The 23,439-nt window shown below is 63.8% G+C and carries 22 protein-coding genes; 12 read left to right on the forward strand and 10 right to left on the reverse strand.

The genetic code is table 11. The features are described 5' to 3' along the window. Positions 1-36 precede the first annotated feature (36 nt). The 9 genes from RI103_RS26330 to RI103_RS26370 all read right to left on the reverse strand — a co-directional run bounded on the left by RI103_RS26330 (position 37) and on the right by RI103_RS26370 (position 9,488). Positions 37-867 carry a MipA/OmpV family protein gene (locus RI103_RS26330; protein ID WP_310815362.1) on the reverse strand — a complete coding sequence of 277 codons (831 nt, stop codon included), beginning with the start codon at positions 865-867 and terminating at the stop codon, positions 37-39. Then, positions 864-1,697 carry an alpha/beta fold hydrolase gene (locus RI103_RS26335; protein ID WP_310818582.1) on the reverse strand — a complete coding sequence of 278 codons (834 nt, stop codon included), beginning with the start codon at positions 1,695-1,697 and terminating at the stop codon, positions 864-866. The genes RI103_RS26330 and RI103_RS26335 overlap by 4 nt, the downstream gene beginning before the upstream one ends. A gap of 52 nt (positions 1,698-1,749) precedes the next feature. After that, positions 1,750-2,523 carry a DUF4118 domain-containing protein gene (locus RI103_RS26340; protein ID WP_310815363.1) on the reverse strand — a complete coding sequence of 258 codons (774 nt, stop codon included), beginning with the start codon at positions 2,521-2,523 and terminating at the stop codon, positions 1,750-1,752. A gap of 542 nt (positions 2,524-3,065) precedes the next feature. Beyond that, positions 3,066-3,584 carry an SLATT domain-containing protein gene (locus RI103_RS26345; protein ID WP_310815364.1) on the reverse strand — a complete coding sequence of 173 codons (519 nt, stop codon included), beginning with the start codon at positions 3,582-3,584 and terminating at the stop codon, positions 3,066-3,068. 104 nt (positions 3,585-3,688) lie between these two features. Then, positions 3,689-4,963 carry an acyl-CoA dehydrogenase family protein gene (locus tag RI103_RS26350; protein WP_310815365.1) on the reverse strand — a complete coding sequence of 425 codons (1,275 nt, stop codon included), beginning with the start codon at positions 4,961-4,963 and terminating at the stop codon, positions 3,689-3,691. 141 nt (positions 4,964-5,104) lie between these two features. Beyond that, the gene (locus RI103_RS26355) at positions 5,105-6,010 is read right to left on the reverse strand and encodes an ABC transporter permease (RefSeq protein ID WP_310815366.1); all 906 of its coding nucleotides are present in this window, start codon (positions 6,008-6,010) and stop codon (positions 5,105-5,107) included. 2 nt (positions 6,011-6,012) lie between these two features. Next, on the reverse strand, positions 6,013-6,927 hold the full coding sequence (locus RI103_RS26360; protein ID WP_310815367.1) for an ABC transporter permease: 915 nt from the start codon (positions 6,925-6,927) through the stop codon (positions 6,013-6,015). Positions 6,928-7,035: 108 nt separating this feature from the next. After that, positions 7,036-8,331 carry an extracellular solute-binding protein gene (locus RI103_RS26365; protein WP_310815368.1) on the reverse strand — a complete coding sequence of 432 codons (1,296 nt, stop codon included), beginning with the start codon at positions 8,329-8,331 and terminating at the stop codon, positions 7,036-7,038. 98 nt (positions 8,332-8,429) lie between these two features. Next, positions 8,430-9,488 carry an ABC transporter ATP-binding protein gene (locus tag RI103_RS26370; RefSeq protein WP_310815369.1) on the reverse strand — a complete coding sequence of 353 codons (1,059 nt, stop codon included), beginning with the start codon at positions 9,486-9,488 and terminating at the stop codon, positions 8,430-8,432. Positions 9,489-9,834: 346 nt separating this feature from the next. On the opposite strand from RI103_RS26370, the gene RI103_RS26375 reads away from it, so the two are divergent. Genes RI103_RS26375 through RI103_RS26385 form a run of 3 tightly spaced genes read left to right on the forward strand, consistent with a single transcriptional unit; the run spans position 9,835 to position 12,131 of the window. Beyond that, a complete protein-coding gene (locus RI103_RS26375; RefSeq protein ID WP_310815370.1) occupies positions 9,835-10,800 on the forward strand; it encodes a polysaccharide deacetylase family protein in 966 nt (321 codons plus the stop codon). Next, positions 10,797-11,531, forward strand: a complete 735-nt coding sequence (locus RI103_RS26380; RefSeq protein WP_310815371.1) for a GntR family transcriptional regulator — start codon at positions 10,797-10,799, stop codon at positions 11,529-11,531. The genes RI103_RS26375 and RI103_RS26380 overlap by 4 nt, the downstream gene beginning before the upstream one ends. 9 nt (positions 11,532-11,540) lie before the next feature. Then, complete coding sequence (locus tag RI103_RS26385; RefSeq protein ID WP_310815373.1) at positions 11,541-12,131, forward strand: flavin reductase family protein; 591 nt, start codon at positions 11,541-11,543, stop codon at positions 12,129-12,131. Between the two features lie 21 nt (positions 12,132-12,152). Here the strand turns inward: RI103_RS26385 and RI103_RS26390 are convergent, their stop codons facing one another. Then, on the reverse strand, positions 12,153-13,739 hold the full coding sequence (locus RI103_RS26390; RefSeq protein ID WP_310815374.1) for a gamma-glutamyltransferase family protein: 1,587 nt from the start codon (positions 13,737-13,739) through the stop codon (positions 12,153-12,155). Positions 13,740-14,173: 434 nt separating this feature from the next. On the opposite strand from RI103_RS26390, the gene atzF reads away from it, so the two are divergent. The 9 genes from atzF to RI103_RS26435 are packed head-to-tail and all read left to right on the forward strand — an operon-like array spanning position 14,174 to position 23,425. Then, the gene (gene atzF, locus RI103_RS26395; protein WP_310818583.1) at positions 14,174-16,018 is read left to right on the forward strand and encodes an allophanate hydrolase; all 1,845 of its coding nucleotides are present in this window, start codon (positions 14,174-14,176) and stop codon (positions 16,016-16,018) included. Positions 16,019-16,042: 24 nt separating this feature from the next. Then, positions 16,043-17,140 carry a BMP family ABC transporter substrate-binding protein gene (locus RI103_RS26400; protein WP_310815376.1) on the forward strand — a complete coding sequence of 366 codons (1,098 nt, stop codon included), beginning with the start codon at positions 16,043-16,045 and terminating at the stop codon, positions 17,138-17,140. 34 nt (positions 17,141-17,174) lie between these two features. Further along, complete coding sequence (locus tag RI103_RS26405; protein WP_310815377.1) at positions 17,175-18,290, forward strand: ABC transporter permease; 1,116 nt, start codon at positions 17,175-17,177, stop codon at positions 18,288-18,290. Continuing rightward, on the forward strand, positions 18,283-19,209 hold the full coding sequence (locus RI103_RS26410; RefSeq protein WP_310815378.1) for an ABC transporter permease: 927 nt from the start codon (positions 18,283-18,285) through the stop codon (positions 19,207-19,209). The genes RI103_RS26405 and RI103_RS26410 overlap by 8 nt, the downstream gene beginning before the upstream one ends. A gap of 59 nt (positions 19,210-19,268) precedes the next feature. Then, a complete protein-coding gene (locus tag RI103_RS26415; protein ID WP_310815379.1) occupies positions 19,269-19,961 on the forward strand; it encodes an isochorismatase family cysteine hydrolase in 693 nt (230 codons plus the stop codon). Positions 19,962-19,963: 2 nt separating this feature from the next. Further along, on the forward strand, positions 19,964-21,574 hold the full coding sequence (locus RI103_RS26420; protein ID WP_310815380.1) for an ABC transporter ATP-binding protein: 1,611 nt from the start codon (positions 19,964-19,966) through the stop codon (positions 21,572-21,574). Beyond that, positions 21,571-22,266 (forward strand): isochorismatase family cysteine hydrolase, encoded by a 696-nt coding sequence (locus tag RI103_RS26425; RefSeq protein WP_310815382.1) that lies wholly within the window; start codon positions 21,571-21,573, stop codon positions 22,264-22,266. Before RI103_RS26420 ends, RI103_RS26425 begins: the two co-directional genes overlap by 4 nt. Beyond that, positions 22,257-22,643, forward strand: a complete 387-nt coding sequence (gene hpxZ, locus RI103_RS26430) for an oxalurate catabolism protein HpxZ (RefSeq protein ID WP_310815383.1) — start codon at positions 22,257-22,259, stop codon at positions 22,641-22,643. The genes RI103_RS26425 and hpxZ overlap by 10 nt, the downstream gene beginning before the upstream one ends. A 35-nt stretch (positions 22,644-22,678) precedes the next feature. Beyond that, positions 22,679-23,425 (forward strand): GntR family transcriptional regulator, encoded by a 747-nt coding sequence (locus RI103_RS26435; protein WP_310815384.1) that lies wholly within the window; start codon positions 22,679-22,681, stop codon positions 23,423-23,425. The last annotated feature ends 14 nt before the right edge of the window (positions 23,426-23,439 follow it).

Below are 23,439 nucleotides of genomic sequence, written 5' to 3' on the forward strand. Positions count from 1 at the left end.
GCGTGACGTTTCGCGCAACAGGCGAAGACAGCAAACCTAGAACTTGTAGTTCACAGAAGCGAGCGTATTGAGTTCGAAGCGCTTTTCGGTAATCGGGCTATTCGCCGCATCATGTTCGAGCCGCCCGAACGTCGCAGCGACCGAGCCATTCCAGTGCCGGGAAAAATCATACGTCACCATCGCGTTCAGATGAATATCGCGCACGCCGGCGCTCGTGTTGTACGCGGGCAATCCCGACGCGGCGCTTTGCTGAGCTGAAACGCCGAAGAACGTCCGCGTATACGTGCCGTTCGCCCACGTGAATCCCGGTCCTACGGAAAAGAGCCAGCCGCCCACGGGCGCCGACGCCAGGAAGTCGGTGCTGACCGTCGTTCCTTGCTGATGTCCGGCGATGTCCTGGTACAAGGCCACCGAGCCGGTGAATGCCCACCACGTATAGTCGGCGAACAGTTTCAGTTTGGGGCCGCCGTCCACATTGCCGAGGCCATGCAGGCGCGGATCGTCCGACTCCTTGCGTGACTGGAAATCGAAACTCAACGCGGCGCCCAGGTGATACGCGGGACTGCGCAACACGTTGACGCCGAGCACGTCCGGGCCTTGGGAGAAGAACCGGTCGTCGTAAGAGATATCGAGCGCGGGGAACGGAATGTAGCTCAACTGCCGCGAGCCCGGATATTTCGGTGTTATCACGAGACCGGGGCCGACGCCGATTTTCCATTTACTGTCCGCTGCGGTGCCGGCGCTTGCATCCGTCGTGGCGCTCGAAGCGGCTTCGTCCGCGTGGGCGCTTTGCGCCACCGGAAGACCCAGCGCCGCGGTGAGCAGCGACGATGCCAGCATCGGACTCACAGGCTTGCGCGCCTTCATACGCGCTCCTTGCCCAGCGCCGCGAGCTGTCTGAGGCGGCGCGCCAGCGCCTTCGAGACGACTGCTTGCCTGCTGTCGTCGCCGCTGTGCGCGGCTTCGCTTTCGCGTAAAAACAGTGCGGTTTCGCGCGCGACGATCTCCCGCTCGTTGTCCGATGTAATCATGTGATACGAATCGTCCAGCCAGATTGTGCGTAAGAAGGCCGCGCCGATGTGGCGGGCGACGAAGCGGGCATTGCGCGGGCTCGAGGTTTCGTCGTCGATTGCGTGGACGATCAGGCAATCGGTCTTGATGTCGCGCACCGATGTGCGCACGGTCGACGCGAGGCGGCTCGCCTCGTGCAACGCCGGCAAGGAGATCGTCGACGGCCCGACTTCGCTGAAGTCGCTGCGCTGCATGGCACGGGCAATCTTCGCCCGGAGCGCTTCGTTGCGCAGGCCGAACGGCGCTGCTTCGCGGTAGCGCCAGCGTTTGCGCATTGGCGTGTAGTACGCCCAGTTGAGCAGGAAGCGATACCACGGGATGGCCCAGCCGTCGTACGAGAGCGTGAGCGAAAGCAGCACGAGCGACTGCGCCTGCGGCCTGCGCTGCGCCAGCGCGAGCGCCAACGCCGCGCCGATCGACAGGCCGCAGATCGACACGCGCGCGAAACGCGCGGCCAGCGCGTCGTACTCGCGCACGGCGGCCTCGACCCACACTTCCATTGCGGCTTCGTCGGAACCCGCGCTATAGCCGGGCAGCAGCGGCGCGCTAATGGTGAAGCCTTCCGCGTTCAGAAAGCGCGCGAGAAAACGTAATTCGAGCGGCGAGCTGGACAGGCCGTGCAACATCAGCACGGCGTGGTCGTCGCCGGCGAAGAACAGAGGTGTCGGCTGGCTCACGTCAGGCTGCTCCGATCCGCAGCACGAGAAAGTCGCCGGCATGCGTCGTGAAGCGCTCGCATACGCATTCGGTCAGCTTCGAGGCGCCGTCGCCGCTTTTCATGCGCACGCGATGACTGCCCGGCCACAGTGCCTTGCTGAGCCGCTGAATGTCATCGGAATGGACTTCGGCAAAGCGCGGGCCGGGCGCAATTTCATTGGGCAAGCGCGGCGGCGCGCTTTGCGGCTTGACGTCGTCGACCGGTTGCAATGCGTTGCGCTCGAGCGCCTGAATGAAAATAAACGTCTTGTGATGATGCGATAGATGCCGCAGCAGCCGATGCGTTTCGTCGACGGCCCGGCGCGCGAGCATGCGTTCGTTATCGTGACGCAGCAGCATTTCATAACGCGACTGCGCGACCGAGGCGATCAGTTCGGCGCGAAACTGCGAGCGCCGCAAACGCTCGATCAGAACGATCACCAGTAGCGTGACCAGCGGATAGGAAATCAGCAGAGCCAGGTCCGCGCGATCGAATACGGCTAGATGCGCATAAGGCGGCACGAACAGATAGTCGGCGATACACAGGCCGAGCACCATGACCGTCAATGCCGGCGCCAGTCCGAAAAAATATTCGACTAGCGATGCCGCGATACAAAACGCGGTGCCCGGCAGGAACGGGCCAATGAATGGGTGGAGCAACAGGCGCACACCGCTGGCAATCGCCAATGCGGCAGCGGCGGCAAGCCAGGCGCGCGTTCCCCGTGGTGCCCAGCGTCGGGCGTTTTGAACTTCCATGATATTTTTTCTAGGGAGCGATTCCGCTTCCCGATTGAGTGTGGCGTGCGCATTCACGCGCAGGCCGGACAATACCATAAGCGGTCAGACGCAAAAGCGGGCAAACGTAAAATTCGTGTGCACGGGCACAAATGTCGCATTTCGATTGGCTGACAAAAATATGCGCCGGCGAAGAGGGATATTTTCAGCGCGTTGAATGATGCGGTATAGAGCTTAAGTGACGCTTAAGCACGATTGGGTGGTCCTTGCGCGGTCTTCTGTCACTGAGCTTAGAATCGCGCAAAGCGCTTTCGCATGGCAACGCGCATGGACAAAGTCACGGGCCGCCTCGTTCGGCTTTCGTAAAGTACTTGTATTGAATGTGTGTCAATTCCAGTTAAAGCCATTTACACATGACACAAAACATTTACGATGATCCGGCCTTTTTCGAGAATTACAGTCAATTGGGCCGCTCGCGGAAGAATGCGAACGCCTGATGATGCTGCTGGTTTGCGCCACGCGTCAGCTGCGATCGGAAGGCGTGATAGGAAGGCGATTGGCGCTCAAGTATCGCCATTGCGATTCGGATTCGCCGACAGCGTCCGCTGCGTGCGATAGAAGATGCGCGGCGGCACGTTGGGCGAATCCTGGGCGAGCCGATCGAGTTCGTCGCGGATCGCGGTGAGGTAGTGGCCGTCGCGCGCATCGGCATCGCCCGCGAAGATCGCTTCGAGTCTGCGGCGCACCGCGCCATAACGCGCGCCGGCCGCGCGATGTTTTTCGGCGCGCTCCGCGTAGCGCAGGAACGTCTGCAGCGCGGCGGACACCGCGGCCGTCACGCTCACGAGGCCGATGAAGATCCTGAGTTCCGGCGAGACCGCGGACAAATTCAGCGATGCAAACACCGCCGTGCCCACGAAAGCGGTCAGGGCGGTCACCAGCCAGCCGACCTGGCGGTCGCGCGCCGCCAGCAGGTCGGCCATGTCGTAATGGCTCATCTGGGATTCGCGCGCGCGCCGGATCCATTTCAACAGAAGCTGGTTTTCGTCGACCGGCGGCTCGTAGCCTGGCAGGTTCTTCATGTTGCTCGTCAGGACTGTGTGGTTGCGCAAGCTTAGCGCATGCGCCTGACGATACTGTGCCACATGAAGCCGGCGATCCGCGCGCGGCCGGGCAATTGCGGTCTTTACGCCGGCGCCAGAGCCGATGCCGATGCCGGTTGCCGCGCCACACCGAAGCGTTCGCTATGCGCCTTGCCGTTCAGGTAAAAGTCGCCGATCGCGGCCTCGCGAATGATCGCGGGATTGTGCGAGGCCAGCACGCGGGCATTGCGCCAGTAGCGGTCGAAGCGGCGCGCCTCGCTGGTTGCCGAAGCACCGCTCACTTCGAACAGCAGCGTCGCCGCCTGCAGTGTCTGCTCGATGGCGATCTGTTGCGCCTGGAAGGTCTGGATGTCGAGGTTGATGTAGGTCTGCTCGCTGGTGCGGCCTTCCTCGCGCGCTAATGAGACTTCATCGATGGCACGCGCGAGCGACGCGCTGATGCTCTGCGTCGAGTAAGCCAGGCTCGCGAGCCGCCCGATCACGCGATGCACCAGCGGATTGTCGCGCGGACTCGACTCACCCGGAACGCCGAAGGTGCGTGTTCTGGCTTGGGTGAACGCGACTGCGTCGCGCAACGCCGCGCGGCTGATCCCCGCGAGGTTCGCGACATGCAGCGCCTGGTAGTAAGCCGTCAGCAGACTGTTGCGACGCGGCTCGGCGGCGTTATAGCGCCGGTAGAGATTGTCCAGCGAGACCGGCGCGTGAGTGAAGCGCGCCGTGCCGCTGCCCGTGAGCCGCTGCCCGAAACCATCCCAATCGTCGATGCGTTCCACGCCCGGCGTGTCGGCTTTGACGAGCACGCGCACGTCGCTCTCGCCGTCGCGCGCGGTGACGTCCACCCAGTCCGCGTAGAGCGTGCCGGTGGTGTAGTACTTCTCGCCCTCCAGATGCCATGCGCCGTCGGTTTGCGTGAGACGCACGCTGTTGTTGGTGACGCCGGTGCGTTCCGACACCGCGCCACCGACGATCTGCCCTTGCGCAACACGCGTGAGCCAGCGCTCGCGCAACGATTCGTCGTCTTGTTCCAGCAGCGATTCGATGAAGCCGCCATGCACGCGCAGGATTTGCGGCAGATTCGAGTCCGCTTCGCCCAGGCGCGTAACCAGCGCGAAGAACTGTGTGAGTGAGATGCCTTCGCCGCCGTACCGTCTGGGCACGCGTAGCCTGGTATAGCCCGCTTCACGCAACCACTCCACGGGTGCGTAGGCCAGTTCGCGATGTTGCTCGCGTTCGACCGCGCCTTCGGCAATGCGCGCGAAAACCGGCGCGAAGCGGCGGGTCAGCGGATCGTCGCTGAGGAGTTGCGCGGCGTCGGCGATGCTGTGGCCTGGATTCGTTCGTGATTCAACTGCGGACATGGGTTCTCCGAAACGGGGTGCGCGTGAGGCGCAATCAGAGAACGGTAAGGGACGCGGCGGGGCGCTAGCAACGAAGTATTTGGCCGATTCTTAGCAGCAGGCGTGAAATGGTTCTGGTGCGCGCCACACCGAGCGCCGGGCCTATTTCAACGCCGCCACTGCACGCCTGCGCGCCAGCACTCGCACCGCGAGCAGACACACGCCCATCACGGTTAGCGACAACACCGTCGTCATGGTGCCCAGCGCGTAGATCACCGGCGTGGTCACCGACGTCGTGAGACCCTGAAGCTCGAGCGGCAAGGTGTTCTGATCGCCGATCGCCTGCGAGGTGCGGGCAATCTCGTCCCAGGAGAGCGTGAAGCCGAACATGGCGACCCCCACCACTGAAGGACCGATGATCGGCAGCACCACGTGCCGGAAACTCTGCCACGGGCTCGCACCCAGATCGCGCGACGCTTCTTCATAAGCGGGATTGAAGCGGTTGAACACCGCGAACATCACCAGCAAACCGAACGGCAGCGTCCAGGTCAAATGCGCGCCGAGCGCGGAAGTAAACAAGCCCATCGAAGTGGTATAGCTGTCGGCGAAAGACTGATAGCCCCACGCGGACGCCAGGTACTTCACGCCGTTATCCAGCAGACGGAACGTCAAGCCGATGCCGAGCGAAACGATAATGGACGGCATGATCAGACTGGCCACGGAGACGTAAAACACCGCCGTGTCGCCGCGAAACTTTCTGCGAAACGCGAGGCCCGCCGCGACCGAGAACAACACCGTCAGCACCGTGACCGCCAACGCGAGCCGCACGGACCGGCCGAATGCAGCCCAGATATCGACGTCGCCCACACCGTCGCGCAACACGGCGAACCAGTGCAGCGACACACCGCGCATCGGAAACGTAAGGCCGCCCTCGGGCCCCTGAAACGACAGAATGAAGATGGTGATCACGGGTCCGTAGAGAAACAGCACGAACAGGCCGAACAGCAGCGCCAGCCAATAGAAACTCGCTGGACGGCGTTCCCGGTGTTTGAGGCGAATGGCTCGCATCTTCACAGCTCCTTGCGGATGTCGACGACCCGCGTCAAACCCCACACGATCATCAGCACCACGGCGAGCAGAATGATCGCGTTGGCCGCGGCGGCGGGAAATTGCAGGTAGCCGGTTTGCACCTGAATGATCTTGCCCACCGACGCGATCTGCTGGCCACCCATCACGCCGACCGTCAGGAAATCGCCCATCACGATCGTGATGACGAAGATCGAGCCGATCACGATGCCGGTTTTCGACAACGGCAGGACCACGTCGCGCACCACTTGCCAGCCGCTCGCGCCGGCATCGCGCGCGGCTTCGAGGAGCGAGCGGTCGATCCGCATCATTGCGTTGAAGATGGGCACGATCATGAAGAACGTATAGAGATGGACGAAGGCGAGCACCACAGAAAAGTTCGAATACAGCAGCCATTCCAGCGGCTGGTCGATCAGATGCGCGCCGAGCAGAGCCTGATTCACGAGACCATTGCGGCCGAGCAGCGGCATCCACGAAATCATGCGGATCACGTTCGAAGTCCAGAACGGAATCGTGCAGACGAGGAACAGCACCGTCTGCATGCTCGTGGTGCGCACATGGAACGCGAGGAAGTAGGCGATTGAAAAGCCCAGCAGCAAGGTCACTGCCCACACGATCGCGCAGAACCTGAGCGTCGACCAGTACGTCTTGAAGGTGACGCAAACGTCCGTCAGCGACGAACAGCCGTTGAAAATCGCCGCGTAGTTCTTCAGCGTGAACGCGGGAATGATCTGGTATTCGTTGAAGTCCCAGAAACTGACGATCAGCGTGATGACCAGCGGCACGATGAAAAACAGCAGGAACGTCAGCGAGAGCGGCGTCGCCTGCAGCCACGCCGGCGCGCGGCGGTGTTTGACGGGCTCGTCCTGCGCGTGCGAGGGAAGGTCGATCGTTGCCATGGGCGTATTTCTAAGGAAGGACTATGCGTTCATTCGGACGGGCGGTCACAGCCGGCGTGTCGCGTGCCGGCTGCCATATCGAACCTCGGCGCGAATCACACCGCGAAATCACGCCGCGATGAACTCGTTCCACTTCTGGACCATGTAGATGTTCTCGTCCATCACCGCGTTCCAGCAGGCAATCGCGCCCATGCGCTGGTTGTACGAGCCGCCGTCACGCACGGTGCCGGCTTTTTCGAGCAACTGGCCGTCCGGCGCCTTGATGTCCTGCGCAGCCGCTTTGCCTTCGATCCAGTAGTCCCACTCGTACGGTTGCATGTGCGTTTTCGCGGTCTCCAGCACGCCAGAGTAGTAGCCCTGACGCATCAGATAGGCACCCGCCCAGCCGTCCTGGAACCAGTTGACGAATTCGTACGCGGCGTCGAGTTTCTTGCCTTGCAGCGAGCGCGGGAAACCGAAACCCGAGGCCCACGAACGATAACCTTCCTTGAGCGGCTGGAACTTGCAGGCGACACCCATGGTGCGGACTTTCGTCACGGCGGGCGACCACATCGACTGGATCACCACTTCGCCCGACGCCATCAGGTTCACGCTCTCGTTGAAGTCCTTCCAGAAGGCGCGGAACTGGCCGGCGCGCTTCGCCTCGATCAGGATCTTGATGGTCTGGTCGATCTCGGCCTTGGTCATGTTGCCTTTGTCGCCGTATTTCACGTGGCCCATTGCCTCGATCGCCATGGCCGAGTCCATGATGCCGATCGCGGGAATGTTCAACAGCGCGGCCTTGCCCTTGAACTGCGGATTGAGCAGTTCCGCCCAACTGTCCACGGGCCGCTTGATCAGGTCGGGACGAATGCCGAGCGTGTCCGCGTTATATGTGGTGGGAATCAGCGTCATCCACTCGGTGGGCGTCGCGGAGAACTCCGTGGAGCGCGGGCCGGTGAGGAACATCACTTTCTTCGGCGCGGTGCCTTGATCGCCGATCTTCTTGCCGTTCACTTCGCCGCGCGTGAGCACCGGCGTAATCTTGTCGGCGAGCTTGATGCGCTTCGCGTCCATGCCGGCCAGCGTGCCGGCCGGAATCAGCTTCTTGAGCGCGAAGTATTCGGTATCGACGATGTCGAACGAGTTGGGCTGGGTGATGATGCGCTTGGCGACGTCGTCGGTGGTCACCGGCACGTATTGAATCTCGATGCCGGTGTCCTCCTTGAATTTCTTCGCGATGTCGGCGCTTTGATTGACCGCCGTGCCGAGGTAGCGCAACGTGATTTTTTCCTGCGCGTGCACGTACGGAAAACCGGCAATGCCGGCCGCCGCCACCGCGCCCTTGATGAACGTGCGGCGCGACAGGCCTTTTTCTTTCACATCCGTTGCGGCCGTTGCCGGGCTTTCGTTCGCTTCGCTCATTGCTTTCTCCTCGGTTGACGTTCGATTGACGTTCGGTTTACTTTCGGTTCGCGCCTGTTTGATGCATGCGGCACGGCTGCGTCATGCAGCTTCAATACTCACGCTGCGAGCGGATGCGCGTCCCGCTCCTCCCACCAGACCACCACGCGCGCTTCGGGACCGAGCCGCGCCGGGTCGTAATCGCCGTCGCTCACGAGCGAGATCAATTCGGGCGAACCGTCGAGCGGGTCGAGCGTCACGCGCAGATGCGTGCCCTGGTATTCGGCTTCACGTACGGCGCAAGGCACGCCGCCGATGCGCGTCATGCCGTTGTCGCCGCTCGCGTTCTGCACCGGCGTAATGCCATGCGGCACGACGCGCAGATGGTCGGCTCGCACGGTAAACAAGCGGCCATTGGTATTGAAGACGTTGTGACCACCGAGAAAGCGCGCGACGAATTCCGTGCGAGGACGGTTGAACACTTCATGCGGCGTGCCGCTCTGCTCGATGCGGCCGTGGCTCATCACCACGACGAGATCGGCGAGCGCCATCGCTTCTTCCTGCGAATGCGTGACATGCACGAAGGTGATGCCGAGTTCTTTCTGCCAGCGTTTGAGTTCGGCGCGCATCTGCACGCGCAGGAACGGGTCGAGCGCGGAGAGCGGTTCGTCGAGCAACAGGCAGCCCGGTTGATTGAGCAACGCGCGGGCCAGTGCGACACGTTGCTGCTGGCCGCCGGATAGCTGGGCCGGTTTGCGTTCGGCATACGCCGACATGGCGACCAGTTCGAGCAGCTCGGCGGCGCGCTTGTGCCGTACGTCCTTGGCGATGCCGCGCATCTTCAGGCTGAACGCGACGTTATCGAGCGCGCTCAGATGCGGGAACAGCGCGTAGTTCTGGAACACCATGGCCGTGCCGCGAGCAGCGGGCTCGGCGCGTGTGACGTTGCGCCCAGCGATCAGAATGTCACCTTCGGTGACCGATTCATGCCCGGCGATCATCCGCAAGGTCGAGGTCTTGCCGCATCCCGATGGTCCGAGCAGGCAGCAGTACTGGCCGCCGGCGATGCGCAGATCGATCGCGTCGACGGCAAGCGAGTCGCCATATTGCTTCGACACGTGCACCAGCTCGATGTCGGCGGCTTTGGTTTCGAGCACCGTTGAAACAGGCTGAATCATCAGGAGGTGTCCTCGTAATCGGCGAAGAAGTGACGAAGATGCGAACAACGAAGCACAAGAGCAAAGCCCGCGAAACGGACGCGGCGCCAGAACGAGCCCAAGCAAATGCAAGACATGTGCCATCCATTGCATCGTGTGGTGCGTGATTGCCGACACACCGGTGTGCTTAACGTCTACAACCTGGCTCACATATTGCAAACGATCCGCAGCGTCGATCGTTAGCGATTCCAACGATTCTTTTTGCGCGATCACGGTGCGTGCCGGGTCCGTCGCGGGGCATGAACTGGCCATTCCGGTTCATCCGCTGATGCGCTCCAGCGCTTTTTCTCACCCACGGCTTCTTCAAATGAACGACACACGGAACATGCCCGTTACAGAGAACCGCGCGCGTCAATTGCTCGCCACGCATGGCCGCTTTCCCTATCGCCCGATCACCGACAGCGACGCGTTCCGCTGGCCTGGCGACAGCGGGCTCGCGGTTTATCTGGGCTTCAACATCGAACACTTTGCCTTCGGCGAAGGGCTCGGCGCCGCGCTCGGTCCGATCTCGCCGCAGCCGGATGTGCTGAACCATAGCTGGCGCGAGTACGGCAATCGCGTCGGGGCGTGGCGCTGCATCGAACTGTTCGATCAACTGGAATTGCCGGTGGGCACGCTCATCAACACCGCGCTCTATGATCATTGCCCGGAGTTGATCGCAGCCTGCGTGGCGCGCGGTGACGAACTAATCGGCCACGGCCATACGAACGCGCACCGGCAGAGCGATCTCGACGAAACCAGCGAGCGTGAGTTGCTTCTCCATTGCCGCGAACGGATCGCCGAAGTGTCCGGCACAGCACCGCGCGGCTGGCTTTCACCATGGATTTCGGAGTCCCATCTGACGCCCGATCTGCTCGCGGAGACCGGTTATCGCTATACGCTGAACTGGTGTCACGACGACCGTCCGGTGCGGATGGCCACGCGCGGCGCGCCGCTCTGGTCGATTCCGTATCCGCAGGAGCTCAACGATTTACCCATGATGGTGGGCCGCCATATGGATGGCCGCGACTTCGCCGACATGGTCATCGACCAGTTCGACGAGATGCTCGAACAGGCCAATCGCGGCGCGCAGCCGCAGGCGCTCGTGATGGGCATCGCACTGCATCCGTACCTGGTCGGGCAGCCCTATCGTTTGCGGCATCTGCGCCGCGCGCTTGAACATATCGCCGCGGCACGCGCCCGCGGCGACGTGTGGATCACCACGCCGGGCGCCGTCGCGAATCATATGGACGTGCTGGAGCGGGATGGTATCGTGCGCCCGGCCATCGCATGAACGCGAAAGCCGGTGCGGCCACCGTGAAAAAAGCGCCGAAAGACGACGCCGACCTCGATGGGCGCATCTATCAGTCTATTTTCGACGGCGTGCTGAATCATCGTCTGACGCCCGGCACGAAATTGCCCGAGCCCGAGTTATGCCAACTGTTCGGCGTGGGCCGCGCGGTGGTGCGGCGCGTACTGGAAAAGCTCGCGTATGACGGCATCGTCGTGTTGCGGCCGAACAAGGGCGCGGTGATCGCCGAACCTACGCCAGAGGAAACGCGCGAGATCTTCGAAGCGCGGCGCTCCGTCGAACGGATGCTGGTCGAGCTGGCCGTACAGCGCGCGAACGCCAAAGACATCAAGGCGTTGCGTCAACAGCTCGCGAGCGAACATGAAGCGATGCATCGCTTCGACCAGCCTTCGTGGGCGACGCTCGCCAGTGGTTTTCACATGCGTGTCGCCGCGCTGGCGGGCAACTCGATTCTGCAAAACTATCTAAAGGAACTGGTCTCGCGTTGCTCGCTGATCGTCGGCGTGTACGAACCGCCGGGGCATGCGCCATGCGAACATGCAGAGCACGCGGCGATCGTCGATTGCATCGAGGCGCGCGACGCGGCCGGCGCGATGGCACATATGGAAGCGCATCTGCGCGACCTCGAAGAGCGGATTGAAACCTCGCGGATGCGCGGCGAAAAGAGCCTCGGCCAGCTGCTCGGCATCACCGCATCAGTCACTCCCAACTAGGCGGCCGACATGGAAATCGATTTCGAAGCGATCACCGAATACCAGCGCTACAAGCTGATGGCGAGCCTGATCGTGCCGCGTCCAATCGCGCTCGTCACCACGCTCGGCGCCGACGGCACGATCAACGCGGCGCCGTTTTCCATGTTCAACATGCTCGGCGAGGAGCCGCCGATCGTCATGATCAGCATCAACCGCGTGGCCGACGGCACGCTCAAGGACACGGCGGTGAATATCGCGCGCACGGGCGAGTTCGTGGTGCATCTCGCGGACGAAGCCATCGCCGCGAAAATGCATCGCTGTGGGGAAAGGCTGCCGCCCAACGTGAGCGAGCTCACCGAGGTCGGCTTGACGCCGCTGCCGAGTTCGCACGTTGCGCCGCCGCGCATCGCAGAAGCGCCGGTCGCGTTCGAGTGCACCACGTGGGAGACGTTGGAGACGACGAGCCGGCAGATTTTCATTGGACGCGTGCATCGGTTGCACGCGCGGGACGAGTTGATCGACATGGAAACGTGGCGCGTTCGCCTGCAACATTATTTCCCGGTGGGCCGCTTCGGCGCGAGCGACTATGTGACGACGCGCGACCGGTTCACGCTTGGATGAACCGCGGACGCCCTCGTCACATCACACCGCAAGCGCCCGGCCATCACTGCGGGGATCGTGCGCGCCCGAGGCGGACCCGTCCGCCTCGATGCGAATCACACCCGGGTGTCCCGCCAACGGACTGCGCGCCGCAATCGCGCTTATTTCATGACCGCGCGCGGCGAGCGCCGCGAACACGTCGGCGCCGGCGTCCGCTTCGAGCTTCAACGCATCGCGTGTATCGGAGAAGGTCTTGCCGAGCAGAAAACGCGGGCGGGCGAGGGCGGTCAACGGGTCCATGCCGTAGTCGATCAGCCGCGTGAGAATCGCGGCGAGCGTTTGCGGTTGACCGTCCGCGCCCTGCGTGCCGAACAGCAACCGCGGACGGCCGTCCTTCACATACATGCCGGGGTTGAGCGTATGGAACGGCCGCTTGCCCGGTTGCACGGCGTTATGATGCGCGGGGTTCGTGCTGAACGACGCACCGCGGTTGTGCCACAGAATGCCGGTATCGCCCGCTACCACGCCGCTGCCCCAATCGAAGTAGACCGTTTGCAGGACGCTCACGCTGCGGCCTTCGCGATCCGTCGCGCCGATGAACACCGTATCGCCCGGACGGAAAACATGCGGCCATGCGCGCGCGGCATGCAGATCGATCGAGCGTGCATGGGCGTCGAGCGTGGCGGGCGAGAGCATCTCATCGACCGGCACGGGGTTGAACTCGGGATCGCAGACGAAACGGTCGCGATCCACGAACGCGCACTTCACGGCTTCCACCAACAGATGATAGTAATCCGCGCTGCCTTCAGGAATAGATCCTGGATCGAAGCGCTCCAACGTGCCCATGATCTGCAAGGTCGTCACGCCTTGCGTGGGTGGCCGCATGCTGACCAGTTCGCCGCCGCGATAGGCGACCCGCAGCGGCGCCTCATCGCGCGCGCGTGTGCGGGCGAGGTCGCTCGCAGTGAGCGGCGAACCGGCCTTGCGGAGACCAGCGGCGATCCGCTCAGCCAGGTCACCTTCATAGAACTCGCGCGCGCCGAAACGGGCAATGCGCTCGATGCTCTTCGCCAACGCCGGCTGCACGAAGCGCTCGTCGATTGCAGGGATGCGCCCGTGCGGCGCGAAGGTCGCCGCGAAGCCGTGCAACGCATGCAATTCGTCGGCGCGCATGGTTTGCCAGAAATGCTGCGACGGCGTCACGGGAAAACCGTCGGCGGCAAGCTCCAGCGCGCGCTCGAACAGCGACGGCCACGACTGCTTGCCGCCCCACGCGCTTTGGCTGATCCCGTAGGCCTGATGCCATGTATCGACGGTCGCGGCGGTGGTGATCGCGGAAGCCGGACCGCGCAACGGAATCGCACCGTGGAACGCCGGCAGTTGCGCCGCGGCCTGGCCGATGCCCGATACCGTGCGCAACATCCCATGCCGGTCGCCGATCACCCAGAAGGCGTCGCCGCCGAGCCCGGTGAAATGCGGGTACGTCACGCACAGCGCCGCGCCGATCGCGATGGCGGCTTCGATGGCGTTGCCGCCCGCGCGCAGGACGTCGCGGCCCGCCTCGCTTGCTAGCGCATGAGGACTGGTGACCATGCCGCCATAGGTGCCGGCGGGTTTCAGATTGTGCATCGAGGCTCCGCCAGGGAAGGTTCGCCGGAAGGTGCCGCGAGTATACGGTCGCCAATTTTTAGATGATGAGCCATCTGATAACACGCAGGGCAGCGCGCTTCGACAACGCTGAACACGTCGCGCCTTGTCCGTGCGCCTGGCGATTCGGCCGGCGCGGCGATACGCGTAGCGTCGGGCTTTGCCGATGCGCGTGTCGGCGCGAATCCAGGGCGCGCGAGCCCCGAGTTGGTGAGCGCTGCACCATCGGCGGCGCCGGGCGGCGTCGTTTCACGCGCGCTGCGGCCGCTGTGACTGAAGCACTGAAGCGCCGTCTGGCGAGGCTTTGAAGCGATCTTCGCGATGAACCAGGTAACTGGCATAGCTCCTGCTAATTTGAGTTCGAACTTGTATTCAAGATTGAACTCAAGGAAAAACAGGTGCCTATTTCTTCTCCCATGACGGTCAAAGGTCTGCTCGCTGCATATGCCGCCGGCAGCCTCACGCCCACCGAAGCCGTGACGTCGGCGCTCGCTCGGATCGACGCCATCGACCGGCCCGAAGTCTGGATCCTGCGCGTGCCCGCAGCCGACGTGCAGGCTCGCGCGCAAGCGCTCGAAGCCTTATACGCCGCGCAGGGCAGTGCGGTGTTCAATCAGATGCCGCTGTTCGGCGTGCCGTTCGCGGTCAAGGACAACATCGACGTCGCCGGCTTGCCGACCACAGCCGCGTGCGAGTCCTTCAGCTATACGCCGGACACGTCGGCGTTCGCGGTGCGGCGGCTCATCGATGCCGGCGCCATTCTGATCGGCAAGACCAATCTCGATCAGTTCGCCACCGGGCTCGTCGGTACTCGTTCGCCGTATGGCGCCGTGCGGCATGCCGAGTCGCCACTGCGCGTGTCGGGCGGTTCGAGTTCGGGCTCGGCGGTCGCGGTGGCGGCGGGATGCGTGGCGTTTTCGCTCGGCACCGATACCGCGGGTTCGGGCCGCGTCCCGGCGGGATTCAACGGTCTGGTCGGTCTGAAGCCTTCGTTGGGACTGGTCAGCAAACGTGGCGTGGTGCCCGCGTGCCGAAGCCTCGACACGATCTCCGTGTTCGCCCACGACGTCGACGATGCCTGGCGCGTGCTCAGCGAAATGGCGCGCTTCGATTCGCTCGACGGGTATTCGCGCAAAGTGCCGGCCCTTGGCCTGCTGCGTTCGGCACCGCGCATCGGCGTGCCGGAGCAATTGGAGTTCTATGGCGACGCCGGGGCGAGCCGGGCATTTTCAAGCGCGTTCGACACGCTCACCACACATCTGCATCTGTCGACGCAACCGATCGACTTCGCGCCGCTCAAGTCTGTTTCCGCGTTGCTCTACGACGGCCCGTGGGTCGCCGAACGGCGCGCGGCGCTCGGCACTTTTTTTGCAACCCGTCACGAAGCGATCGATGCGGTCGTGGCCAAAGTGATCGGCAAGGCGGAGCAGTTCAGCGCCGCCGATGCCTTCAACGGCCAGTACGCGCTGGCCGATCTGAAACGGCACGCCGAAGCGCTCTTCGAAACGATCGACATCCTGATCGTACCCACCACGCCGACGCATCCGCTGATTGCGGACGTGCAGGCCAACCCCGTCGAACTGAACAGCCAACTTGGCTACTACACCAACTTCGTCAACCTGCTCGATCTGTGCGCGCTGGCCGTACCGTGTCAGCGTCGCGGCGACGGGTTGCCGGCCGGCGTCACGCTGATCGCGCCGAGCGGCGCGGACCGCCGGCTCGCCGAACTGGGCGCGCGGATTCAGGCACTGTTCGCGAACGCCACCGAGGCCACAGAGGCCGCAACTGCAACCACGCTCATCCAACCGCTGCCATTTCAGGAACCCACCATCACCGTTGCGGTGGTCGGCGCGCATTTGCGCGGGCAGCCGTTGAACTGGCAGCTCCAGGAAGCCGGCGCGCGTTTCGTGAAAGCGACGCATACCGCGCCCGGCTACAAACTCTACGCGCTCGCCAACACCCAGCCGCCCAAACCCGGCCTCGTGCGCGCGACGCAGCAGCAAGGCCAGCCGATCGCCATCGAACTATGGGAAGTGCCGCTGCGCACCTTCGGCCAATTCGTCGCCGACGTGCCCGCGCCGCTCGGCATCGGCACGTTGCAACTCGCCGACGGCCACAGTGTGAAAGGCTTCATTTGCGAGCCGTCGGCCGTGAGCGACGACAGCGGCGCGCTCGACATCACGTCGTTCGGCGGCTGGCTCGCGTATCTGGCCAGCCTCAAGCCCAAGCCGCAAGCCAACCCTCAGGCCAATACACGCTAACCCTCGATCAGGAATTTGGACACCATGACCAGCCGCCGCCATTTCATCAAGAGCGCCAGCCTGTTGACGCTCGGCAATATTCTGCCCATCCAGTCGGTGTTCGCCGCGCCGAAGACCACCGTCGGCGTGATCTACGTCGGCGCGCGCGGCGACTACGGCTACAACCAGGCGCAGGCGCAAGCCGCCGCCGTGCTCAAGAAGATGCCCGACGTGAAGGTGGTGGAAGAAGAGAACGTGCCCGAGACCATCGCCGTGCAGAAGACGATGGAAGCGATGATCGAACAGGACGGCGCCACGCTCATCTTCGCGACCTCGTTCGGCTACTTCGACCCGCACGTGCTGAAGATGGCGGCGAAGTATCCGAAGGTGCGATTCGCCCATTGCGGCGGTTTGTGGAAGCAAGGCAATCCGTCGAACATCACCAGCTACTTCGGCTATATCGACGAGTGCCAGTACCTGAACGGCGTGGTCGCCGGCCATATGACCAAGAGCAAGAAGCTCGGCTTCGTCGCCGCCAAGCCGATTCCGCAGGTGCTGCGCAATATCAATTCGTTCACGCTCGGCGCGCAGTCGGTCGATCCGTCGATCACCACGCAGGTGATTTTCACGGGCGACTGGTCGATGCCGGTCAAGGAAGCCGAAGCCACCAACAGCCTCGTGGATCAAGGCTGCGACGTGCTGACCTGTCACGTCGACGGTCCGAAGGTGGTGGTCGAGACCGCGGAAAAACGTGGTGCGATGAGCTGCGGCTATCACGCGAGCCAGGCCGCGCTCGCGCCCAAGGGTTATCTGACCGGCGCGGAATGGGATTGGGCGACGCCGTACAAGCAACTGGTGACGGGCGCGCAAGCCGGCACGCCGCAGCCCAACGTATTGCGCGGCGGCCTGAAAGAGGGCTTCGTGAAGATGTCGCCGTACGGCGCGAAAGTGACGGCCGCCGCGAAGCAGAACGCCGACTCGATCCGCAGCAGCATGGTGGCCGGCAACTTCGTGATCTTCAAAGGCCCGATGAAGGACAACAAAGGCGGCATGGCGATCGCCTCGGGCGCGAGCCACAACCAGACCGACTACACGCTGGAAAGCATGAACTATCTGGTCGCGGGCGTCGTCGGCCAGATCTGATGACGGCGATGTTTACGTGGATCAAGGAGCCGTAATGCGCCCCAATGCCTCTGCCGCGAGAGTGATGCTCGCGCTCTTGCCCGCGCTGCCGACCGTGCTGGCGGTGCTCGGCACCTTGCTGCTGTTCTCGCTGTTCCTGCTGGTGCAGGGCCAGCCGGCGCCCGACGCAATTGCACTGATTTTCCAGGGCGCGTTCGGTTCGTCATTCGCCTGGCAAAGCACATTGCTGCGCGCCGCGCCGTTGATGCTCACCGCCTTGTGCGTCGCCTTGCCCGCGCAGGTCGGGCTGATCGTGATCGGCGGCGAGGGCGCGCTCGCGCTGGGTGGCATGTGCGCCGCCATCGTCCCGCAGATGCTGCCGCATAACACGCCCTGGCTCATCGCCACACCGTTGATGGCGCTCGCCGGCATGCTCGCCGGTGGCGTCTGGATCGGCGCGGTCGGCGCGTTGCGGCAATGGCGCGGCGTCAACGAGACCATCAGCAGTCTGTTGATGTCGTATATCGCCATCGCCGTGTTCAAGCATCTGGTGGAAGGGCCGCTGCGCGATCCCGCGAGTCTGAACAAGCCGTCGACGCTGCCCGTGCCCGACGCGATGATGATCGGCTCGATTCCCGGACTCGACACGCATTGGGGCCTGTTCTGGGGCGTCGTTGCGTGCATCGCGGCGTGGGTGTTCGTGAAGTTCAGCACCAAAGGTTTTGCGATGCGCGTGGTGGGCGGCAGCAATCGCGCGGCGCGTCTGGTCGGCTTGCCCGTCAATATGCTTGCGGTGACAGCGTGCGTGCTGGGCGGCGCCGCCGCTGGGCTCGGCGGCATGTTCGAAGTCGCGGCGGTGCAGGGCAGCGCGAACGCGTCGTTGCTCGCGGGCTACGGTTACGCAGGCATTCTCGTCGCCTTCGCGGCGCGCCAGAATCCGCTCGCGATCATCGCGTGCGCGCTGATGATCGGCGGTATCGAGGCGAGCGGCAGCCTGCTGCAACGGCGCCTCGATTTGCCCGACGCCACCACGCTTGTCCTGCAAGGGCTGCTGTTCGCCAACCTGCTCGCGTGGGAGGCGCTTGGCAGCCGCATCGCCGCATGGCGCGTGAAATTGCAAGCGGCCGCGCAGACCGATGTCGCCGTGCAACTGGAGCAGACCCATGCCTGATATGCACTCGCCCATCGTGATTCTGCTGTTGTCGCTGTTCGCCGGCGCGATCCGCGTCAGCACGCCTTATCTGTTTGTCAGTCTCGGCGAGTGTCTGACCGAGAAGGGCGGCCGCGTGAATCTCGGCCTGGAAGGCATTCTCGTGTCCGGCGCGATGAGCGGTTATGCCGGCGCGTTTCTGAGCGGCTCGCCGTGGATCGGCGTGCTGGCCGCGGGCGTGGTCGGTTTGCTGCTCGGTTGTCTGCACGGCCTTGTGTGTTCGTTGCCGCGCGTATCGGACATCGCCTTCGGCATTGCGTTGATGTTGCTCGGCACCGGACTCGCCTTCTATCTCGGCAAACCCTTTATCGAACCACAAGCACCGATGCTGCCGTTCATCGACCTCGGTGCGTGGACTTCGTCGCCGCAACTGCACAACGCGCTGCATCTGAATCTGCTGTTCGTGATCGGCGTCGCGCTCGCCTTCGTTTTGCAATGGGGCTTGCGCAATACGCGCTGGGGCATGGTTCTGCGGCTCGTCGGCGATCACGCGGAAACCGCGCGTGCGATGGGCTATCCGCTGACGCGCGTGCGCATCGCGGCGACGGCGGCAGGTGGCGTGTTAGCGGGCATTGGCGGCGCGTATCTGTCGCTGGTTTATCCGGGGAGCTGGAACGAGGGGCTTTCCAGCGGCCAGGGCCTGATGGCGGTCGCGCTTGTGATCTTCGCGCGCTGGCAGCCGTTGCGCTGCCTGTGGGCCGCGTTGCTGTTCGGCGCCGCGGGTGCGCTCGGCCCCGCCTTGCAGGCGATCGGCGTGACGAGCGGCTACTACCTCTACAACGCCGCGCCGTATGTGCTGACGCTCGTGATCATGATCGTCAATTGCCGTCCGGATCGCACGCTGGCGGGCGCGCCCGGCGAGCTGAGCCTGACTCGCTGAGATGTACGCGCATCTCCAGACTTTGCTTTTGACGAACCCAAACCCAGGATTTCCCGACCATGACCCGATTCATCGAAGCCAAACCCTATCCGTGGCCCTACGACGGCAACCTGCGCCCGGACAACACCGCGCTCGTGATCATCGACATGCAGACGGATTTCTGCGGCCACGGCGGCTACGTCGACAAGATGGGCTATGACCTCTCGCTCACGCGCGCGCCGATCGAGCCGATCAAACGCGTGCTGAAGGCGATGCGCGAACAGGGCTTCACGATCATTCACACGCGTGAAGGGCATCGTCCGGATCTCTCCGATCTGCCCGCCAACAAGCGCTGGCGCAGCCGCCGCGCGGGCACCAACGGCGTGGGCATCGGCGACGACGGCCCATGCGGCAAGATCCTCGTGCGCGGCGAGCCCGGCTGGGAAATCATCGACGAACTGAAGCCGCTTGCGGGCGAGATCGTCATCGACAAGCCAGGCAAGGGCTCATTCTGTGCGACGGATCTCGAACTGATCCTGCGCACACGCGGCATCGGGAATCTGATTCTGACCGGCATCACGACCGACGTCTGCGTGCACACGACCATGCGCGAAGCCAACGATCGCGGTTTCGAATGCACGGTGCTCGCCGACTGCTGCGGCGCAACCGACAAAAACAATCATGACGCCGCGTTGCACATGATCACGATGCAAGGCGGCGTGTTCGGCACGGTGTCGGACTCCGGCGCGCTGCTGCAAACGCTAGGTGGATGATCATGTCGACCGTACGGCAAGCTCTCGGTGTTGAAGTGCTGAATGCGAGCAAGTCGTTCGGCGCGTTTCGCGCGCTGGACGGCGTCTCGATCAAGGTCAAGGCCGGCACGATCCACGCGCTGCTCGGCGAGAACGGCGCGGGCAAGAGCACGCTCGTGAAGGGACTGGTCGGCTACGGCGTGCTCGACGACGGCCAGATCGCCGCCGACGGCCGCGAAGTGCTCATCCACTCGCCGCGCGACGCGCAAGCGCTCGGTATCGGCATGGTGTACCAGCACTTCACGCTGGCCGCGGGCCTTTCCGTTGAAGAAAACCTGCTGCTCGCGCGTGGGCGGATGCCGTGGAAAATCGACTGGAAAGCGGAGCGCGCCGCGCTCGCCGCATTCATGCAGCGCATGCCGTTTCGCTTGCCGCTCGACGCGCCGGTTGCAGCGCTCGCCGCCGGCGAGAAGCAGAAGCTCGAAATCCTCAAGCAACTCTATCTGCAACAGCGCTTCCTGATACTCGACGAACCGACTTCCGTGCTGACGCCGCAGGAAGCCGACGAAGTGCTCGGCCTGATGCGCGAGCTGACCACGCGCGGCGAGCTGACCGTGCTGATGATCACGCACAAGTTCCGCGAGGTGATGGCCTACGCGGACGACGTCACCGTGTTGCGCAAGGGGCGTCAGGTCGGCACCAGCGCGGTGGCGAACACCAGCCGCGACGAACTCGCCGCATGGATGATGGGCACGGTGGCAACGAACGACGCGCCTGTCATGGCCGCCGTGACAGAGGAACGCGTCCCGCGCAAGCCGCTCGACGAATCGGCTCAGGTGCGCCTGGCACTGCGCGATGTATCCGTGGAAGACGATCGTGGCCACACGGCGGTCAAGCACGCGACGCTGTCCGTGCGCGCGGGCGAAATTCTTGGGCTTGCAGGCGTCTCCGGCAACGGTCAGAAGGAACTGGTGGAAGCGCTGGTCGGCCAGCGTCGTGTGAAAACCGGCGACATGCAGGTCGCCGGCAAACCTTACCAGGCGACGCGTGAGCAGATGACGCAACGGCGCGTCTTCGCGATCCCCGAAGAGCCGCTGAAAAATGCCTGCGTGGGCGGTATGAGCGTGGCGCAGAATCTCGCGTTGCGCGACTTCGACCGCGAGCCGTTGCGCCGCGGCGGCTGGTGGCTCGATCGTCGCGCCATCCGTGAGCGTGCCGCGCAGTTGATCGGTGAATTCAACGTGCGGCCGCCCGTACCCGAGCGCGCGATCGGCACGCTCTCGGGCGGCAATGTGCAACGCGCCGTGCTGGCGCGCGAACTCGGTCAGCCGGTGGATGTGCTGATCGTCGCCAATCCGGTGTTCGGGCTCGACTTCGCGTCGGTGGCCGATATCCATGCGCGTCTGATGGCCGCGCGCGATGCGGGCGCGGCCGTGCTGCTGGTCAGCGAAGACCTCGACGAACTGCTCGAACTCGCGGACCGCATCATGGTGATCGCCGAGGGCGAGCTGGTGTACGAAACACCGGCGGCGCGCGCGGATCGCACCGTGCTCGGCCAGCATATGGCCGGCCACGGCGACACGCCCGTGCGGCCCGCCGTGCCCGCGGAGAAACTCAGGGAAGCCATCGGATGACATCGACCCACACGCTGACTATCGACGCCCAACCCGGCCCGTTCAGCTTCGACTCCGCGAAAACCGCGCTGGTCGTGATCGACATGCAGCGTGATTTCATCGAGCCGGGCGGCTTCGGCGAATCGCTCGGCAACGACGTCTCGCTGCTCGCGGAAATCGTGCCGACGGTGGCCGCGCTGCTGGCCTTCGCGCGCAGGCATCAATGGCTCGTCGTGCATACGCGTGAATCGCATGCCGCGGATCTGTCCGACTGTCCGTCCGCCAAACGTCTGCGCGGCGCGCCGAATGCGCGCATCGGAGACGCCGGGCCGATGGGCCGCATCCTGATTCGCGGCGAGCCCGGCAATGCGATCGTCGAACCGCTCGCGCCGCTGGCGGGCGAACTGGTGATCGACAAACCCGGCAAGGGCGCGTTCTACGCGACCCGGCTCGGCGAAGAGCTTGCGATGCGCGGCATCACGCATCTGGTGTTTGCCGGCGTGACCACCGAAGTGTGCGTGCAAACCTCCATGCGCGAAGCCAACGACCGTGGCTACGACAGCCTGCTGATCGAAGACGCCACCGCGAGCTATTTCCCCGCGTTCAAACAGGCGACGCTCGACATGGTGCGCTCGCAAGGCGGCATTGTCGGCTGGACCGCGCCCCTTGCTTCACTGATCACAATCGACCGGACAATCCCAGCATGGAAATAAATCAGCCCGAAATCGTGGCGCAGGTCCACGCGGCGTTCATCGAATACGAGCGCGCGCTGGTCGACAACGACGTCGCGGCCATGAACGCGCTGTTCTGGCACACGCCGGAAACGGTGCGCTACGGCATCGCCGAAATCCAGCACGGCGGCGAGGCGATCCGTGCCTGGCGCGAGCGCTGCGAGCCGGTGCCGAAGTCGCGCAGGCTGCATCGAACCGTGGTGACCACTTTCGGCACCGACTTCGCCACTGTCAGCACCGAATTCACCAGCGACGCCACGCCGTTGCTCGGGCGTCAGATGCAAACGTGGGCGAGGCTCAGTCCCGGCGAGGGTTGGAAAATCGTCGCCGCGCATGTGAGTCTTATCGGCAGATCATGAAACGCTGATAATAAGAAAAAAGGGGCCTTGGCATCATGAACGACGACCCGACGAATCTGCTGGAGACGCCCGCCGCTCCAGGCGGGCAGGAGGCGCCCGCGGCCAACCCGCTCGCCGAGCAGGTTTATCAACAGCTCAAGAGCGACATCTTCAGCTTTCGCCTGTTTCCCGGCGACCGTTTTTCGGAGAACGGCATTGCGCAACACTACGGCGTGTCGCGCACGCCGATGCGCGACGGCCTGTTCCGTCTGCAACGCGAGGGCTATCTGGAAGTCGGTTTCCGGCGCGGCTGGAAAGTGTCGCCGATCAACTTCGATCAGCTCGATCAGCTCTACGATTTGCGTATCGTGCTGGAAGTCGCGGCGGTGGAACGAGTCGGCGCGGGTGGCGATATCGCGCATGCGGCTGTCGAGGAATTGAAGACGATCTGGTGTGTCGAGCCCGAGTTGCGCGAGAGCGATCCGGTGAAGATGTTCGGCATGGACGAGAACTTTCACCGGCAACTCGTTGCCGCCACAGGCAACGCGGAAATGCTGCGCGTGCATAACGAAGTGACCGAGCGCATCCGCATCGTGCGGCGGCTCGATTTTCTGAAACCGCACCGCACCAGCGCCACCTACGACGAGCATTCCACCATGGTCAACCTGATCGAACGCAACCGGCTGACCGAGGCGATCATTCTGCTGCGCGCGCATATCACGCAGAGCAAGCTGGAGGTTCGCAAGATCACACTGTCGATGCTCGCCGCGGCGCGCGACAGCAAGCTGCCGTTCGTGTCCTGAGCAGCTCGATGCGG

Origin of the sequence: Paraburkholderia sp. FT54, assembly GCF_031585635.1 — a bacterium.
Lineage (GTDB): Bacteria > Pseudomonadota > Gammaproteobacteria > Burkholderiales > Burkholderiaceae > Paraburkholderia.